The organism is Shinella sp. JR1-6 (assembly GCF_004284735.1).
In the GTDB taxonomy this organism is placed as follows: domain Bacteria; phylum Pseudomonadota; class Alphaproteobacteria; order Rhizobiales; family Rhizobiaceae; genus Shinella.
In genome coordinates this window covers 35,252-50,785 of sequence record NZ_SHMI01000015.1, presented here as the reverse complement: position 1 = coordinate 50,785, position 15,534 = coordinate 35,252, and the positions used below count along the sequence as shown (strand labels likewise).

The following is a 15,534-nucleotide window of genomic DNA, read 5'->3' as shown; positions in this document are numbered from 1 at the left end:
GGTGTCAGTTCGGCGATCCGGCAGCCGGATCGGGTTTCTCGATGGCGACGCCCCTGTGGGTGATGACCGGCGGAGCCGGCCCCGGCCCGCGTGTTGCGGGCGAGGACAGCCGCTCGAACTTCTCCCGCTTCAGCCGCACCTGGATCATGTGCGGACAGCGGTGGTCGTCGTGGTAGAGTTCCTGGCAGTGCATGCAGTAGATGCACTCGTTGACGTTGATCTGCCCCTCGGGATGGATGGCCTGCACGGGGCATTCCTTGGCGCAGCGCTGGCAGGGAGAGCCGCATTCGGGCCACCGCTTCAGCCATTCGAACATGCGGATGCGGCCGGGAATGGCGAGCGCAGCGCCAAGTGGGCAGAGGTAGCGGCAATAGAAGCGCTCGATAAAGAGGCCGAGCGAGAGCAGCGTCAGCGCAAAGATCACGAAGGGCCAGTCACGGGCAAACTTCAGGATGATCGCCGTCTTGAACGGCTCGACCTCGGCAAAGACCTCTGCGAGCGCAACCGAGTAGAACGACAGGCCGAACAGGCCGAGGAAGAGAATGTACTTCACCGGCCACAGCCGCTCGTGCAGCCAGAACGGCACCTTGATCTGCGGCACTTTCAGCCATTGTGCGAAATTGTTGGTGAGTTCCTGCAGGGCGCCGAACGGGCAGAGCCAGCCGCAGAACGGCCCCCGCCCCCAGAAGAGGAGCCCCGCCGCAACTGTCGCCCAGAGGATGAAGATCAGTGGCGCGGAGAGGAAGAACTCCCAGTTGAAGCCGGTGATCAGCGCATTGGTGAAGGTCAGGACATTGACGACGGAAAGCTGCGCATTGGCATACCAGCCGAGCCAGACCAGAACGAAGGCGAGATAGGAGCGCCGCACCCAGACATGCAGCACGGGACGGCGGACGAGCCAGTCCTGGAAGAAGAAGATGACGGTGAGCAGCAGCAGCGCGAAGGCCGTGATACCGATCTCAACCGTGTTCATGCGCCACATCTGCATCCAGAGCGGCTCACTCTCGTCTGCGAACGGTGCGGCAGCCTGCGGTTCGGCTTCGGTCGTGGCGACCGGCACCGGCTTCGCCTTTTCGACCGTGACGTAGCGATCCGGCAGGCTGTAGCCGAGGTCGAAGGGTAGGACGGCCTTGTCGCGCACGCTCCAGGAGCGCTGCACCAGCAATTGCAGCTCCCAGGGCGCCGTTACGTCGAAGACGAGATCCTCCGGCACGGTGAAGAGCGCGATTTCCCGGAAGGGCGGCGCGCCTTCGGCGGCGATATCGGCAAGTCGCGTGTGCCCGCGGTCGCGGAACCGAACGCCCTGCCCGTCCTGCATCAGCTCGATGCGATCGAAGATGCCGCCGCGCACATAGCCCGAGCCCTTGAACGAATAGGCCCCGTCACCGGCAACGAGAATGGCCTGCTGGCCCGGCCGCAGCTTTGCGCGAAGCCGCTCATAGCCTTCCTTGCCGAGCAGGCTGAGGCCGATTTCCGGCACGCTGGCGGGCGCGATGTAGAGCGAGATGAAGCGGTCTTCGGGGCTGCGCGTTTCGGGATGCTGTGCGGCCTTGTCCTCGCCGGCGCGTGCGAAAGCCTCGCTCACCTCGCCGACGGACAGGCCGAGGCCGCGGATGGAGCCGTCACCGACGAGTTCTTCCCAGGAACGGGCCGCGCCGGCTTCCGTCTTGAGCTTGCGGATTTCGGCCGGCGGCGCTGCACCTACCGCAGCATCGCCCCCCAATCGCCCGCTGCGGATGAGCCGCACGGCCGAGCGCACGACGCTGTCGCCCATGACGAGCACCGTCACCGTCGCACCGCTGACGATGTCGACCTGGGGCGGGCGGTCCGCGCCTGCGGCGACACGGCCGATATCGCGGCCGATCAGTGTGTCGAGCGCGGCAACCACCTTCTCCTCGGGAATGCCGATGAGGACGATCGGTTCCTGGTGATGGACCAGCTTGAAGCCGTGCAGCACACCCTGCGGGTCGATGCCGGCGAGGATGTGGATCGGCTTGCCCGAATAGCCGGTCGCGCTGGTGAAATCGGAATTGAGGTAAGCGTAGCCGGCGAGAACTTCACCTCGCCAGACAGGGGCGATCGGTGGTTCGCCTGCCGGCTCGCCGAAGCGGTCAGCACCGGGAAAGAGATCCGATGGTTGCGCTTTCGGCAGGTACTCCGCTAGCCGGGAGGCGGCCTCTGCCATCGACACGGCCGGCATCGCCGCCAGCAGGGTGAACAGCACCACCAGGACCCGTCTCAACCAGACGGCGGGACGCATCGTTTTGCGGGATAGGGTCTGCGGGCAGTCCGTCAAGGTGTCGTATTCCGGCAAGCGAGTATCGATGCCGGCATTCTAGGCAAGATACCTGCGCGCAATTTGTTGCAGCACAAACACCGCAGCGATCCACGATGGGAGAGTGGCGCATGCAAGGGAGATGCTGCCGATGCCGCTACTCGGGAACGAGCCTTCGGGCACCGTTGAAACCATGGAAGAGCTTTTTGCGATCGCCGCGGCGATGGAGCAGGAGGCCATCGCGGGCTATGCCTCACTCGCCGATCGCATGAGGAGAGAAGGCCGGCCCGACCTTGCCGCGGTCTTTGAAAAGCTGGTGGAGGAGGAGAGCGACCACCTCGGCAATGTCGGCTACTGGTCGCAGCGCACGACCGGCAAGGAACCGGACCCGTCCGCGGTGCGCTGGAGCCTCGACCCGACCTTCGACGACGAAGGCGCTTCCCTTGTCGCACCGGAACTTCTCAGCGCCTACCGCGCCTTCTCGATCGCCGTGCGCAACGAGGAACGTGCTTTCGCCTTCTGGACCTATCTCGCCTCCCGCAGCCCCTCCGCCCCGCTGCGCGAGGCGGCCGAACAGATGGCGCGCGAGGAACTGTCGCATATCGCGACCTTGCGGCAGGAACGGCGGCGTGCCTTCCATCTCCAGCGCGAAGCAATATCCGGAAGGGCGCAGCAGTGGACGCTCGTCGCCTTTGAGGAGCACCTATCGACGCTGCTTGCCGCTAGGGCCGTCGAAGACGTGCCGGGATCAGCCGGGGCCACGCTCGCGGACCTGTCGGCTCAGGCCAGCGCCCGGGCAAAAGCCCTTACCCACCACCCGCTGTCGCCGGCACTCGTTTCACTGGACCCGGCCGTGCTGGAAGCACCGCGGGCTTTGAGCGAAGCCTTGCTCGACGCCTACCTCGATCTTGCCGAACGCCTTCCGGACGAAGCGGGCCGCGCCCGGGCGCAAACCTATGCCGCCCGGATCCTCGATTGCATATCTGCCCTTCGAACGGGCCGCTGAAAGAGCTGACAGGCCGAAGGACGCAGCCGGCGGGCAGAGGTCGATGGTTCGCCAACCTCGGCCCGGACAACCGTCGCCGCCACCACTCACCGAGCAGCAGCAGCGCCGGGCTTTCGCCCTCAGGCGGCAGGCGCCTCGAAACGCGGAAAGAGCACCGTGTTTTCCAGATGCATGTGCATCACGAGATCGTCGGTAAGCTTTCTCAGCCCGGTATAAAGCGCCGTCCACGAACCGCAGGCGCCCGATGGCAGGGCCATGCCGTGGGCGGCATGCTCGATATCGTGGAGAAGTCGCACGGCATCGTCGTGTTCGCGGCGCATCTGTGCGACCGGTTGGTTGATCCGCGCGGCCCCGCCCCGACGCATCATCGGGAAAACCACCTGTTCCTCGTTCATCATGTGACCTTCCAGCTCGTCGCGCAGCGCGGTCAGCGCCGCGGCAAGCCCCGAGGGCGCAGCCGGATGGTCCCCGTGGACCCGCTCGACCTTCTCGGCAAGCGGGATAAGGAAAGCCAGTTCCTGCCGATGGGTCTCGTGATAGCGGCTGAGGAGATGCTCGATGAGCGGCTCCGTCTCCTCCGGCGCATCCCGGCCGGCCGACCGTTCGAGCGCTTCCAGCGTGGCTAGCAGGTCTTCCGGCGAAAGCCCCGCCCGCTCGGCCGCGGCACGAAGCGGGATATCGCCCGCACAGCAGAAATTGATGGCCGATCGACGGAACAGATCGGCAGCGCCCGGCAGTTCCGCCGCAATCGACGTCACGGTCCGGTCAAGAGAAAGCGTTTGCATCCTGGCTCCTTTGCAAGGGTTGGCGTTTCCAGTTTTCGCCAACCCTTGCAGGAGAAGAGCAGCCGGTCTTTGCGCCGGGGCAAAGAAGAGGCGCCCCCCGGGCTCACGCCGCCACAGCCACCGAGAACCGGCTGCGATATTCGCCCGGAGAGAGACCGAGGATGCGGTGGAACACACGGCGGAACGCGGCCGCGTCCTCGTAGCCCACCGCAAAGGCGATCTGATCGACGGTGCGTCGCGTGAACTCCAGCAGCTCCCGCGCCTTGCCGATCCGCAGGTGCTGCACATATTCGATCGGCTTCATGCCGGTCGCCGTCTTGAAGCGGCGCAGGAAGGTGCGCTCCTCCAGCCGCGCATGGCCGGCCATATCGGCGATGCTGGTGGGCCGGCCGCCTCGTTCTTGCAGCCAGTGTTGCACTTTCAGCACCGCCTCATCGCCATGGGTGAGGCGGGGCGCGAAATTGCTGTAATGCCGCTGTTCGCGTCCGGACGGATCGACCAACAGGAACTTGCCCGTCTCGATTGTCACGGAGGGGCCGAGCAGGCGATCGACGATGCGCAAGCCGAGGTCGGTCCAGGCCATCAGCCCGCCGGCGGTGATGATGTCGCCATCCTCGATGACGATCTTGTCCGCCTCCAGTCGCACATCGGGAAATCGTTCGCGAAACCGCTCGGCAAACAGCCAGTGCGTGGTGGCGGGGCGGCCGGCAAGCAGGCCCGTCGCCGCCAGGATGAACGTCCCGCCACAAGTGGAGGCAAGCGTTGCCCCCTGGCCGTGGCGGTCCAGCAGCCAGCGGGCGTAAGGCGCCGCCTCCTCCGCTTCGGCCGGCCCTGTCAGCCGACCCGGCACGACGAGGATATCCGGCGTTCCGGGAGCACCGGGATCGGTGTCATGGCTGCGGGAAAAGCGCCCTTCCGCATCCATGCGCCAATGGCTGACCCGCACGGCGGGTCCGCCGCGATCACGCGAGAAGATCGACGCAATGGCGAAGAGGTCCGTGATGCCGTGCACCATCGCAGCCTGGCAATCCCGGTAGAGCATCAATCCGACTTCCATTGCGCATCTCCCGCCTTTTGTCAGTTTCGGCTCGCCTTCTGTCAGAAGCGCCCATCCAGCCCGGACACACGCCAGAGTATCTCTATTCACACGGGAGGCAATCAAGCCCTCGACAAAAGGAGACAGACCAATGAGCACGATCACAACCCGGGACGGCACGCATATCTTCTACAAGGACTGGGGTCCGCGCGACGGCCAGCCCATCCTGTTCTCTCACGGCTGGCCGCTCAGCGCCGATACCTGGGACGCACAGATGGTGTTCTTCGCCAATCAGGGTTTTCGCACCATCGCCCACGACCGCCGCAGCCACGGCCGGTCCGACCAGGTCTGGCACAACAACACCATGGACCAATATGCCGATGACCTGGCAGAGCTGATCGAGCAGCTGGACCTCCGCGCCGTCATCCTTGTCGGCCATTCCACGGGCGGCGGCGAAGTCACCCGCTATATCGGCCGCCACGGCACGGACCGCGTCGCCAAGGTCGCACTGATCGGCGCCGTTCCGCCGCTGATGCTGAAGACGGAAGCCAATCCCGGTGGCCTGCCTATCGATGTCTTCGACGGCATCCGCAAGGGCACCTATGACAATCGCAGCCAGTTCTTCAAGGACGTGACCATTCCTTTCTACGGCTACAATAGAGATGGTGCTGTCCTTTCCGAAGGTATTCGCGAGGAGTTCTGGCGGCAGGGCATGATGGGCGGCCTCAAGGGCCAGCTCGACAGCATCCGCGCTTTCTCCGAAAGCGATTTCCACCAGGATCTCAAGGCCTTCGACAAGCCGACGCTGGTGCTGCACGGCGATGACGACCAGATCGTGCCGATCGGCGCCTCCGCCCTGTCGACCGTCCGGATCGTCGAACATGCCGTGCTGAAGGTCTACGAGGGCGCCGATCACGGCTTGACGCAGACCCATCAGGACCGGTTCAACGGCGACCTTCTCGCCTTCATCAATGCCTGACCGCCTTCCGGCACGGGCCTCGGCGCCAGAGCGCGCCGGCCCGGCGCCGTTTCATCCAACGCGCTATCAAGGAGACAGACCATGAGCAAAGACACTTTCCTCATCACCGGCGCATCCGACGGCATCGGCGCGGTCTATGCGGACCGGCTTGCCCGCCGCGGCCACAACCTGCTGCTCGTCGCACGCCGTGCCGAAAGACTGGCGGCGCTTGCCGCGCGGCTGCAGGCGGCGCACGGCGTTGCCGTCGAAACTCTCGCTGCCGACCTTGCGCGGCCCGAAGGGCTGGCCGCGGTCGAAGCCCGCCTGCGCGAGGATGCCGCCATCACCGGCCTCGTCAACAATGCCGGCATCGCCGGGGAAGGCATGATCACCGAACTGGACCCCGTGAACGTCACCGGCATGATCAACCTCAACATCCTCGCCGTCACCCGCCTTGCCGCAGCGATCGCTCCGCGGCTTGCCGCCACAGGCAGGGGTACGATCATCAACATAACCTCGGTCACCGCACTCATGCCGGCCGCCTTCACCGCCGTCTATCCGGCCACGAAGGCCTTCGTCCTTGCTTTCACCGAGGCGCTGCAAGCGCAGCTTTCCCCGGCCGGCGTCCGGGTGCAGGGCGTTTTGCCGGGCATCACACGCACCGCGATCTGGGAGGAAGAAAAGCTTGAAACCCTGCCAGCAGCCATGGTCATGGACGTCGAGGAGATGGTCGATGCCGCACTGGCCGGCCTTGATCTCGGCGAGGCGCTGACCGTTCCCTCCCTTCCGGACACGGCCGATCTGGACGCCTACCTTGCCGCCCGTGACGCCCTGCGGCCGAACCTCTCGCTTGCCCGCGCCGCAGCCCGCTATGGGCTTGGCAGCGCATGAAACAGAAAGAGCGGAACATCTGTCCAAAAGCCCGCGCGTCCGGGGCAGCTTCGGAGGCGCAAGCTACCTCTCCGCCGCGGCGCTTTCGGCAAACGATCCCTACCACCGCAGCCAGCGGCGGCCGAGCAGTGCCCCGGCGCCAGTAACGATAGCGATACCGATCGTGTACCAGGTGGCAAGGAAAAGTGGGCTGTCGTCCGGGCAGTGCCAGGCATAGATTGCAGCGGCAATGGCGCCGGCAGCAAATCCGGCCGCCGCGCCCGCCATTGCCGGGTTCTCCGGCGCTCCCCGCCGAAGCGCCCAAAACAGGCCGGCCAGTGGGGCAAGCGACAGAACGGGCACGAAAAGCAGGCAGAAAAGCGCATTCTCGCCGACCATGCTGGCCGCCCATGTACCTTGAGGCAATACGGAAAGCTCCATCACGACGGCGGCTACGACCATCATCACCGGCAAGGCAAGCAGCAGGGCCGGCAGGCGGATCGCCACACCCGGTCGCCCGATGCGCATGGCCAGCCGCGCCGCAAGCACGGCAAGCACCAGCGTCACCCCTATCTTGAAACAGACCCGCGCCGTCTCGAAGACCGTCGCCATGTTGTGTCGCAGGCCGACGGTGGCAATGAGCAGCACGGCGGAGAACACGACACCCACCGCAAGCGCGGTGCCGATCGCCCGGCCATAGCGCAGGCGAACGGGCGCGTCTTGCGTCATCAGGGTGATCAGCTCATCGGTCTTCATGTCAGTCGCTCCGATAGAAGGCGGCCAGCGATTTCAGCGCCCGGTGGAGGGCGACGCGCACCGCGCCCTCCGTCATCTTCAACCGCGCCGCCGTCTCGCGGATACCTTCCCCTTCGATCGAGATCGAGCGGACGATATCGCGCTGTGGATCCTTCAGCCGCGCCAGCACCGTCTCCGTGTCGAGGCGGTCGGCGGCCTCGTGCGTCTCGTCCGCCGCCTCCAGGAAATCGGAAACGTCGTCAATCGGCACGCTGCCATGCCGGCCGCGACGGCGCAGGCTGTCAACCAGCTTGTTGCGCACGATCGTCGTCAGCCAGGGGCCGAGCGGCCGGGCGGGATCCCAGGTGCCGCGCTTCAGGTGAATGGCGAGCAGCACTTCCTGCACCACATCCTCCGCCTCGCTCGGCGGCGCGCCATATTGATCGCAACGCCGTCGCGCCATGGCACGCAGATGCGGCGTTACAGCCGTGAGAAAACGGTTGTAGGCCTGCGCATCGCCCTCGATGGCGAGCCGCAACCATGCTGCCCATTCCTCTTCACGCGCCGCTTGTTTCACCGTTTCCTTCTCTACGTTCGGGAACACGACTTTGTTACCGCGCGAAGGGAAAGAAATCCGCAACGCAACCAACCGCCTGATACGCCAGTCTTTTTCTTACACCCCCGCCTCTTCGGCAAGACCTTCGTCGTAAAAAGAACCCCTGTGCTGTCCCGACAAGGCATGTTTTCCGTATGAGCCCGCGTACCCCCTGGAGCCGGCCGATGTTCGGCGTGCACGCGACTGCTCATGCCACACCGCTCTTTGTGGCCTGCCAACGACGGCGCAAGAGGCATACGTCACGGACAGCCCAAACGCCTAGCCCGATAGAAGTTCACGACAAATCCTTTTCGATATCGCGCTATAATCGACTAGAGAATAGTATTTTTTTCTTACACTGTGGACATTACGGCATCAATGTGCCAAACAATGTCCATATTGCGACGCGCTATCGTTTTTGCGAAGCATCTTGGCCTGCGCGTATTCCATACCGCTGAGTGCGTCATCAGCTGACAATCAACAAAGGAGAGTGCCCCGCTTCCGGAGCCGGGCCCAGGACAATATGGCTTTTGCAACTGAGAGCGGTTCTTCGGCAAACGACCCGGAGATCAAGATCAGTATCAAGAACGTCTTCAAGGTTTTCGGCGAGCGGCCAGACAAGGCTCTTGCCCTTCTGAAGGCCGGCAAGACGAAGGCGGATATCCACGCGGCCACAGGCTGCACCATCGGCGTCAACAACGCCAGCTTCGATATCCGCACCGGCGAAATCTTCGTCATCATGGGACTTTCGGGCTCCGGAAAATCCACCATGCTGCGCCTCATCAACCGGCTGATCGAGCCGACATCGGGGGCGATCGAGATCGAGGGCCGCGACGTGGCGCGCATGCCGCGCAGCGAGCTGATCGCACTCCGCCGCCGCGACATCAGCATGGTCTTCCAATCCTTCGCGCTGCTGCCGAACCGCAACGTCATCGACAATGCTGCCTTCGGTCTGGAAGTTGCTGGCATTGGCGAGACCGAGCGCAGGCAGCGCGCCGGCGCGGCGCTGCGGGCTGTCGGGCTGGAAGGCTATGACGACAGCCGTACAGATCAGCTCTCCGGCGGCATGAAGCAGCGTGTCGGCCTCGCCCGGGCGCTTGCCGGCGAGCCAAGCGTTCTCCTGATGGACGAAGCCTTTTCCGCGCTTGACCCCCTTATCCGCACGGAAATGCAGGACGAGCTGGTGCGCCTTCAGGCCGAGCACAGCCGGACCATCGTCTTCGTCAGCCACGACCTCGACGAGGCCATGCGCATCGGCGACCGCATCTGCATCATGCAGAACGGCGCGGTCGTGCAGGTCGGCACACCCGACGAGATCGTGCTGAAGCCCGCCAACGATTACGTCCGCTCCTTCTTCCGCAATGTCGACGTCTCGCAGGTCTTCCGCGCCGGGGATGTCGCCCGCAAGACGCAGGTGACGATCATCGAGCGCCAGGGCGTCTCCGCCGCCGCTGCGTTGGAGCGCATGGAGCATTTCGACAGGGACGTCGCCATCATCCTCGGCCGCGACAAGACCTTCCACGGCATGGTCAGCCGCACCTCGCTGGTTTCGACCACCCGGGACGGCGCGAGCGATCCCTACCATCGCGCCTTCCTGCCGGGGGTAGAGCCAATCCCCGCATCGGAAAACCTCGCCAATGTCCTCGGCAAGGTCGCCGCCAGTGCCTTTCCGGTTCCGGTCGTCGACGAGGCCAACCGCTACCTCGGCTCCATCAGCAAGTCCGCGCTTCTCGAGGCGCTTGACCGCACCGCCTGATCCCGCCGACCCGGAGAAAATCCATGACATTCGATATCGGTGACGGCGTCGACAGTGCCGTCAATTACATCCTCGACAACTTCGCCCCGCTGCTCGATTTCATCGCCGCCGCGATCGGCACGGTGACGAACGGTATCCAGGCCGTACTGCTGGCGGTACCCATGCCCCTCGGCCTTGCCGTTTTTGTCCTGCTCTCGCTCTGGCGCGTCGGCTTCGGCTTTGCCGCTTTCACTGCCGCCTCGCTGTGGCTCGTCGAGCATATGGGCCTGTGGTCCGCGATGATGGAGACACTGTCGCTGGTTCTTGCCTCGACGCTGGTCGCCATGCTGATCGGCCTGCCGCTCGGCATCGCCATGGCGCGCAGCAACCGGGTCGCGGCGGTCGTGCGCCCCGTACTAGATCTCATGCAGACCATGCCCGCCTTCGTCTATCTGATCCCGGCAGCGATGTTCTTCGGCCTCGGCGCCGTACCCGGCACCATCGCGACCGTCATCTTCTCGATGCCGCCGGTCGTGCGCCTCACCAATCTCGGCATTCGTCAGGTGCATGTCGAATATATCGAGGCTGGCAATGCCTTCGGCTGCACGGCTCCGCAGCTGCTCTTCAAGGTACAGCTTCCCAACGCCATGCCCTCCATCATGGCCGGTATCAACCAGACGATCATGCTGTCGCTCTCGATGGTGGTGATTGCCTCGATGATCGGCGCGGGCGGCATCGGCAACACCGTGCTGACCGGGATCCAGCGTCTCGACGTCGGCACCGGATTCGAGGGCGGTATCGCCGTCGTCATTCTCGCGGTGATCCTCGACCGGATCACCCAGAGCCTCGGAAAGGCGCGCGCCAGCCTCTGGCGCACCGTCTTCCGACCCCGGGTACAGGCGCCGGCGGCTTCCACCGCCACGGCCTGATACCCGAAAGCCGGCGGCACACGCCGCCGAATGCGAACCCTCCCAAAGGAGCAAAGATGTTCAAGACACTCGCTACACTCGGCCTTGCGGCTGGAATGCTGGTCGGCGCGGCCGGCGCGACGCTGGCCGAAGGCAAGGCACCGGTAAAGATCGGCTGGTCGGCCTGGTCCGACGCCGAATTCGTGACGAAACTTGCCGCCAAGCTCATCAAGGACGAACTCGGCCGTGAGGTCGAGCTGGTTCAGACCGATGTCGCTCCGCTCTACCAGGGCGTCGGCCGCGGCGACCTCGACCTGATGATGATGGCCTGGCTGCCTGAGACCCACGCCGACTATTTCGCCAAGGTGAAGGACAAGGTGACGACGCTCGGCACCGTCTATGACGGGGCAAGGCTCGGCTGGGTGGTGCCTGCCTATGTGCCGGAAGACGCCATCGCCTCCATCGAGGACCTGAAGAAGGACGATGTGAAGGAGAAGCTGAAGGGCCGCGTCGAGGGCATCGATCCGGGCGCGGGCCTCACCCGTCTGTCGGAACAGGCGGTCAAGGACTATGGCCTTGACGGCTACAAGCTGCAGATCTCCAGCGAAGCCGGCATGCTGACGACGGTCGACCGGGCGATCCGCAAGGAGGAATGGTTCGTCGCCACCTCCTGGAGCCCGCACTGGATGTTCGGCAAATACAAGCTGCGCTACATCGACGACCCGAAGGGCGCGCTCGGCAAGGCCGAGCATGTCGACGTGATCGCCCGCAAGGATTTCGACAAGGACAACCCCGATGTCGCGGCCTTCCTGTCGCGCATGAAGCTGCCGATCGCCGATCTCGAGGCCGCGATGTTCAACGCGCAGGAGACCTCCTACGAGAAGGCCGTCGACAAGTACATCGCCGACCATCCCGATCAGATCAAGGCCTGGCTCGCCAAGGAAGACGGCTGACGCCGGCCCTCCATCGATGACCTGCCTCGCGCGCGGACCGCGCGGGGCATCTCTTTCACGAACTAAGGACACCGACATGCACACCGACGCCACACTCGCCCCGCGAACCGCCGTCGATACGGCCTACGACACGATCGGCGGGCGCATTTCGCTCGCGCGCGATGCCGTCGGCTTCACCGTCGAAGAAATCTCCGCCATTGCCGGCGTGACGGTCGAGACCTGGAGCAACTGGGAGAACGACCGCGCAGAGCCCCGCGCCAATCGCCTCGACATGCTCGCCCGTATCCTGCAGGTGAGCATCGCCTGGCTGCTCGACGGTCAGGGCAAGGGGCCGATGGAGAACGGCTAAGCTTCCTAGCTTGCGTCGAGCGCCTGCACCAGATCGGCCACCAGATCATCGGGATGTTCGATGCCGATGGAGAGGCGGATGGTCGATTCAAGCACGCCGATGCGCTGGCGCACCTCCACGGGGATACCCGAATGGGTCATCGTCGCGGGGTGCGAAGCGAGCGATTCCGTACCGCCAAGACTGACGGCGAGCTTGAAGATCTTCAGCGCGTTCAGGAACCGGAACGAGGCCGGCTGCCCGCCCTTGATATCGAAGGAAAAGGTCGAGCCGGCGCCGCTGCACTGGGTGGCGAAGGTCCGGCCGGCCGGCGAAGCGGGGTCGTAAAAGGGCAGATAGTGGATCGCCTCCACCTTGGGGTGCTCCCGCAGGAATGCGGCGACCGCCGCGGCATTGCTGTTGGCCCGTTCCATGCGGATCTGCAGTGTCTCCAGCGAGCGCCCGAGCATCCAGCAGGAATGCGGGTCGAGCTGCGTGCCGATCGCGCCGCGCAGCGCCTTGACCTGCTTCATCACGGCCTTGCGACCGAGCGCGGCCCCCGCGATCAGGTCCGAGTGACCGCCGACATACTTGGTCAGCGAATAGAGCGAGAGATCTGCTCCGTGCTCGATCGGCCGCTGGAAGACGGGGCCGAGCAGCGTATTGTCGCAGGCGACGATCGGCATGTGGCCCTGCCGCGCACCGATCGCATCGGCGACCCGGCGGATCATCGCGATATCGACAAGGCTGTTGGTGGGGTTTGCCGGCGTTTCGACGAGGATGACGGAAACCCGGCCCTTCTGCATTGCCGCCTCCGCCGCTGCCTGCACCGATGCCTCGCTGACGCCGTCGGCAAAACCCACGGCCGAGACGCCGAGATTGAGGAAGGTCTTTGCGAGCAGGGTCTCAGTACCGCCATAGAGGGGCTGCGAATGCAGCACGGCATCGCCTGGCCGCACGAGGGCGAGCAGCGTGGTGGCAATCGCCGACATGCCGGACGAAAACAGCGCACAGCTTTCCGTCCGCTCGTAGACGGCGAGGCGATCCTCGACGATCTCGCTGTTGGGATGGTTGAAGCGCGAATAGACGAGACCGGCCCCCCGGCCCTCCGGCGGTTCCTTGCGTCCGGACACATAGTCGAAGAAGTCCCGCCCGTCTTCGGCGGACTTGAAGACGAAGGTCGATGTCAGGAAAACCGGCGGCTTGACGGCGCCTTCGGAGAGTTCGGGATCATAGCCATAGTTCAGCATCTGCGTTTCGGGATGCAGGGCATGGTTGCCGATATGGGTTCTCGACGGATGCGGCGCGGTCATGAAACGTCTCCCTCGTTCGTGTAGCCAGCTCCAGACGCAAATTATATCAAACCCTGTGGCGTTTCCTTGCTATTTGATGCGACCTATTGTTTTCAGAAGAAACTTCTTGCAAGGATATCTAAAAATTGTCGCAGAAAATTGCAGATGAGATCGACCGGCGTATCCTGCGTGAACTCGCCGCGGATGCCCGTATCACCAACAACGAACTGGCCGAGCGGGTCGGCCTGTCCGCATCCGCATGCCTGCGCCGGCTGCGGCGCCTGGAGGAAACGGGAATCATCCGCGGCTATGCCGCGATCATCGACCCGATCGTGGAGGGCTGGACGATGACCGCCATCGCATCGATCCGCCTCAGCCGCCAACACGACGACGAAATCCGCATGTTCGAAGAGGCCGTCAAGGGCTGGGACGAGGTCATCGAATGCCAGCTGGTGACGGGCGCGAGGGACTATGTGCTGACCGTCATGAGCGCCGGCCTCGACCACTATGAGCGCTTCATCAAGGACAAGATCGCCAAACTGAAATGCGTCGACACGATCGAAACCAGCTTCGTGATGAACACGATCAAGGCGCGGCGATCCTAGCGCCGCGCCTTGAGGAGGCTGCAAGTTCGGAGCTCAGGGGAGAGCCGCGGTCACTCCGCCGGCTGCAGCGCCGGCGCCAGGACCGGCATCTCCTCGAGATCGCCGCTCAGCGCGGCGTTCAGCTTGGCGACGTCCAGCTCGTTTTCCCAGCGAGCGACGACGATCGTCGCAACGGCGTTGCCGATGAAGTTGGTCAGCGCCCGGCATTCCGACATGAAACGGTCGATACCGAGGATAAGCGCCATGCCGGCGACCGGCACGGAGGGCACGACGGAAAGCGTCGCGGCAAGCGTGATAAAACCTGCACCGGTGATGCCGGCTGCCCCCTTGGAGCTCAGCATCGCTACGAGCAGCAGCAGGATCTGGTCACCCATCGACAGCGGGATGTCGACTGCCTGCGCGATGAAGAGGGCGGCAAGTGTCATGTAGATGTTCGTGCCGTCGAGATTGAACGAATAGCCCGTCGGAATGACGAGGCCGACGACCGAGCGCTTGCAACCTGCCCGTTCCATCTTCTGCATCAGGCCCGGCAGCGCCGCTTCGGACGAAGACGTGCCGAGGACAAGCAGCAACTCTTCCTTGATGTAGCGGATCAGCGCGATGATCGAGAAGCCGTTGTACTTTGCGACGGCACCCAAAACGACGAAGACGAAGAGAAAGGCGGTCAGGTAGAAGGTGGCAATCAGGAAGGCAAGGTTGGCGACCGAGCCGATGCCGTATTTGCCGATGGTGAAGGCCATGGCACCGAAGGCGCCGATCGGCGCGGCCTTCATGAGGATGGCGACCAGCCGGAAGATCGGGGTCGTCAGGGCCTGCAGGAAATCGACGACCGGTTTGCCCTGCTCGCCGACCATGCCGAGCGCGATGCCAAACAGTACCGAGAAGAACAGAACCTGCAGGATATCACCCTCGGCGAATGCGCCGACGATGGTCTGCGGGATGATGTTCATCAGGAAGCCGGTGATGGTCGATTCATGCGCCTTGCTGGCATAGGTCGCCACGGCATTGGCGTCGAGCGAGGCCGGATCGATATGCATGCCCGCGCCCGGCTGCACGACATTGGCGACGACCATGCCCACCGCAAGCGCGAGCGTCGAGAAGGTGAGGAAGTAGATCATCGCCTTGCCGGCGACGCGCCCCACCTTCTTCAGATCGGACATGCCTGCAATGCCGGTCGCGACCGTCAGAAAGATGACCGGGGCGATGATCATCTTGACGAGCCGGATGAAGGCATCGCCGAGCGGTTTCAGGCCGGCACCGAAATCGGGATAGTAGTGACCGACGAGCATGCCGGCAACGATGGCCACGATCACCTGGACATAGAGATGACGGTAGAACGGCAACGGGCCACGGTCCGGCGTGGCGGCAGACGAAATGTGCATGGCTTCCTCCTTTGGCACCCCAACCAGCACGCTGGCTCTTCCCGGGGTGGTTTTGCTGCAATCGCAGAAGGCTT

The 15,534-nt window shown here is 64.3% G+C and carries 15 protein-coding genes; 8 read left to right on the top strand and 7 right to left on the bottom strand.

Annotation, left to right across the window (positions count from 1 at the left end; all coding sequences use genetic code 11):
• Positions 1–4: 4 nt before the first annotated feature.
• Positions 5–2,260, bottom strand: coding sequence for a NosR/NirI family protein (locus EXZ48_RS22715; protein WP_130518627.1), 2,256 nt, complete (start codon positions 2,258–2,260; stop codon positions 5–7).
• Between the two features lie 166 nt (positions 2,261–2,426).
• On the opposite strand from EXZ48_RS22715, the gene EXZ48_RS22710 reads away from it, so the two are divergent.
• Entirely contained in the window at positions 2,427–3,281 is an 855-nt protein-coding gene (locus EXZ48_RS22710; protein WP_130518491.1) for a ferritin family protein, read from the top strand.
• A gap of 119 nt (positions 3,282–3,400) precedes the next feature.
• Here the strand turns inward: EXZ48_RS22710 and ric are convergent, their stop codons facing one another.
• Both ric and EXZ48_RS22700 read right to left on the bottom strand, forming a co-directional pair.
• Positions 3,401–4,066: an iron-sulfur cluster repair di-iron protein gene (gene ric, locus EXZ48_RS22705; RefSeq protein ID WP_023515385.1), complete on the bottom strand. Its 666-nt coding sequence runs from the start codon at positions 4,064–4,066 to the stop codon at positions 3,401–3,403.
• Between the two features lie 103 nt (positions 4,067–4,169).
• Positions 4,170–5,123: a GlxA family transcriptional regulator gene (locus EXZ48_RS22700; RefSeq protein ID WP_050745235.1), complete on the bottom strand. Its 954-nt coding sequence runs from the start codon at positions 5,121–5,123 to the stop codon at positions 4,170–4,172.
• A 130-nt stretch (positions 5,124–5,253) separates the two neighbouring features.
• Here EXZ48_RS22700 and EXZ48_RS22695 point away from each other — a divergent pair, with 130 nt between their 5' ends.
• Together EXZ48_RS22695 and EXZ48_RS22690 are read left to right on the top strand one after the other, a co-directional pair.
• Positions 5,254–6,081 (top strand): alpha/beta fold hydrolase, encoded by an 828-nt coding sequence (locus EXZ48_RS22695; RefSeq protein ID WP_023515383.1) that lies wholly within the window; start codon positions 5,254–5,256, stop codon positions 6,079–6,081.
• Between the two features lie 81 nt (positions 6,082–6,162).
• Positions 6,163–6,951, top strand: a complete 789-nt coding sequence (locus tag EXZ48_RS22690; RefSeq protein WP_130518489.1) for an SDR family oxidoreductase — start codon at positions 6,163–6,165, stop codon at positions 6,949–6,951.
• A 99-nt stretch (positions 6,952–7,050) separates the two neighbouring features.
• On the opposite strand, the gene EXZ48_RS22685 is transcribed toward EXZ48_RS22690, so the two are convergent.
• Both EXZ48_RS22685 and EXZ48_RS22680 read right to left on the bottom strand, forming a co-directional pair.
• Positions 7,051–7,686: an NrsF family protein gene (locus EXZ48_RS22685; protein ID WP_130518487.1), complete on the bottom strand. Its 636-nt coding sequence runs from the start codon at positions 7,684–7,686 to the stop codon at positions 7,051–7,053.
• A 1-nt stretch (position 7,687) separates the two neighbouring features.
• A complete protein-coding gene (locus EXZ48_RS22680; RefSeq protein WP_037405382.1) occupies positions 7,688–8,242 on the bottom strand; it encodes a sigma-70 family RNA polymerase sigma factor in 555 nt (184 codons plus the stop codon).
• A 541-nt stretch (positions 8,243–8,783) separates the two neighbouring features.
• Here EXZ48_RS22680 and proV point away from each other — a divergent pair.
• The 4 genes from proV to EXZ48_RS22660 all read left to right on the top strand — a co-directional run bounded on the left by proV (position 8,784) and on the right by EXZ48_RS22660 (position 12,205).
• Positions 8,784–10,016, top strand: coding sequence for a glycine betaine/L-proline ABC transporter ATP-binding protein ProV (gene proV, locus EXZ48_RS22675; protein WP_130518485.1), 1,233 nt, complete (start codon positions 8,784–8,786; stop codon positions 10,014–10,016).
• A 23-nt stretch (positions 10,017–10,039) separates the two neighbouring features.
• Complete coding sequence (locus EXZ48_RS22670; protein ID WP_130518483.1) at positions 10,040–10,924, top strand: proline/glycine betaine ABC transporter permease; 885 nt, start codon at positions 10,040–10,042, stop codon at positions 10,922–10,924.
• A gap of 56 nt (positions 10,925–10,980) precedes the next feature.
• Entirely contained in the window at positions 10,981–11,856 is an 876-nt protein-coding gene (locus tag EXZ48_RS22665) for a glycine betaine ABC transporter substrate-binding protein (protein ID WP_023514210.1), read from the top strand.
• Positions 11,857–11,932: 76 nt separating this feature from the next.
• Positions 11,933–12,205: a helix-turn-helix domain-containing protein gene (locus EXZ48_RS22660; RefSeq protein ID WP_130518480.1), complete on the top strand. Its 273-nt coding sequence runs from the start codon at positions 11,933–11,935 to the stop codon at positions 12,203–12,205.
• Between the two features lie 5 nt (positions 12,206–12,210).
• On the opposite strand, the gene EXZ48_RS22655 is transcribed toward EXZ48_RS22660, so the two are convergent.
• Positions 12,211–13,494, bottom strand: a complete 1,284-nt coding sequence (locus EXZ48_RS22655; protein WP_130518478.1) for a cystathionine gamma-synthase family protein — start codon at positions 13,492–13,494, stop codon at positions 12,211–12,213.
• Between the two features lie 125 nt (positions 13,495–13,619).
• Between EXZ48_RS22655 and EXZ48_RS22650 the strand changes: the two genes are divergently transcribed.
• Positions 13,620–14,078 carry an Lrp/AsnC family transcriptional regulator gene (locus EXZ48_RS22650; RefSeq protein WP_130518476.1) on the top strand — a complete coding sequence of 153 codons (459 nt, stop codon included), beginning with the start codon at positions 13,620–13,622 and terminating at the stop codon, positions 14,076–14,078.
• Positions 14,079–14,128: 50 nt separating this feature from the next.
• On the opposite strand, the gene EXZ48_RS22645 is transcribed toward EXZ48_RS22650, so the two are convergent.
• Positions 14,129–15,460 carry a dicarboxylate/amino acid:cation symporter gene (locus tag EXZ48_RS22645; RefSeq protein ID WP_130518474.1) on the bottom strand — a complete coding sequence of 444 codons (1,332 nt, stop codon included), beginning with the start codon at positions 15,458–15,460 and terminating at the stop codon, positions 14,129–14,131.
• Positions 15,461–15,534 lie beyond the last annotated feature (74 nt).

Coding starts and splice junctions, on each gene's coding strand:
- EXZ48_RS22660 (WP_130518480.1), top strand. CDS start 11,933: ATGCACACCGACGCCACACTCGCCCCGCGAACCGCCGTCGATACGGCC.
- EXZ48_RS22700 (WP_050745235.1), bottom strand. CDS start 5,123: ATGGAAGTCGGATTGATGCTCTACCGGGATTGCCAGGCTGCGATGGTG.
- ric (WP_023515385.1), bottom strand. CDS start 4,066: ATGCAAACGCTTTCTCTTGACCGGACCGTGACGTCGATTGCGGCGGAA.
- EXZ48_RS22715 (WP_130518627.1), bottom strand. CDS start 2,260: ATGCGTCCCGCCGTCTGGTTGAGACGGGTCCTGGTGGTGCTGTTCACC.
- EXZ48_RS22670 (WP_130518483.1), top strand. CDS start 10,040: ATGACATTCGATATCGGTGACGGCGTCGACAGTGCCGTCAATTACATC.
- EXZ48_RS22645 (WP_130518474.1), bottom strand. CDS start 15,460: ATGCACATTTCGTCTGCCGCCACGCCGGACCGTGGCCCGTTGCCGTTC.
- EXZ48_RS22665 (WP_023514210.1), top strand. CDS start 10,981: ATGTTCAAGACACTCGCTACACTCGGCCTTGCGGCTGGAATGCTGGTC.
- EXZ48_RS22695 (WP_023515383.1), top strand. CDS start 5,254: ATGAGCACGATCACAACCCGGGACGGCACGCATATCTTCTACAAGGAC.
- proV (WP_130518485.1), top strand. CDS start 8,784: ATGGCTTTTGCAACTGAGAGCGGTTCTTCGGCAAACGACCCGGAGATC.
- EXZ48_RS22690 (WP_130518489.1), top strand. CDS start 6,163: ATGAGCAAAGACACTTTCCTCATCACCGGCGCATCCGACGGCATCGGC.
- EXZ48_RS22655 (WP_130518478.1), bottom strand. CDS start 13,494: ATGACCGCGCCGCATCCGTCGAGAACCCATATCGGCAACCATGCCCTG.
- EXZ48_RS22710 (WP_130518491.1), top strand. CDS start 2,427: ATGCCGCTACTCGGGAACGAGCCTTCGGGCACCGTTGAAACCATGGAA.
- EXZ48_RS22685 (WP_130518487.1), bottom strand. CDS start 7,686: ATGAAGACCGATGAGCTGATCACCCTGATGACGCAAGACGCGCCCGTT.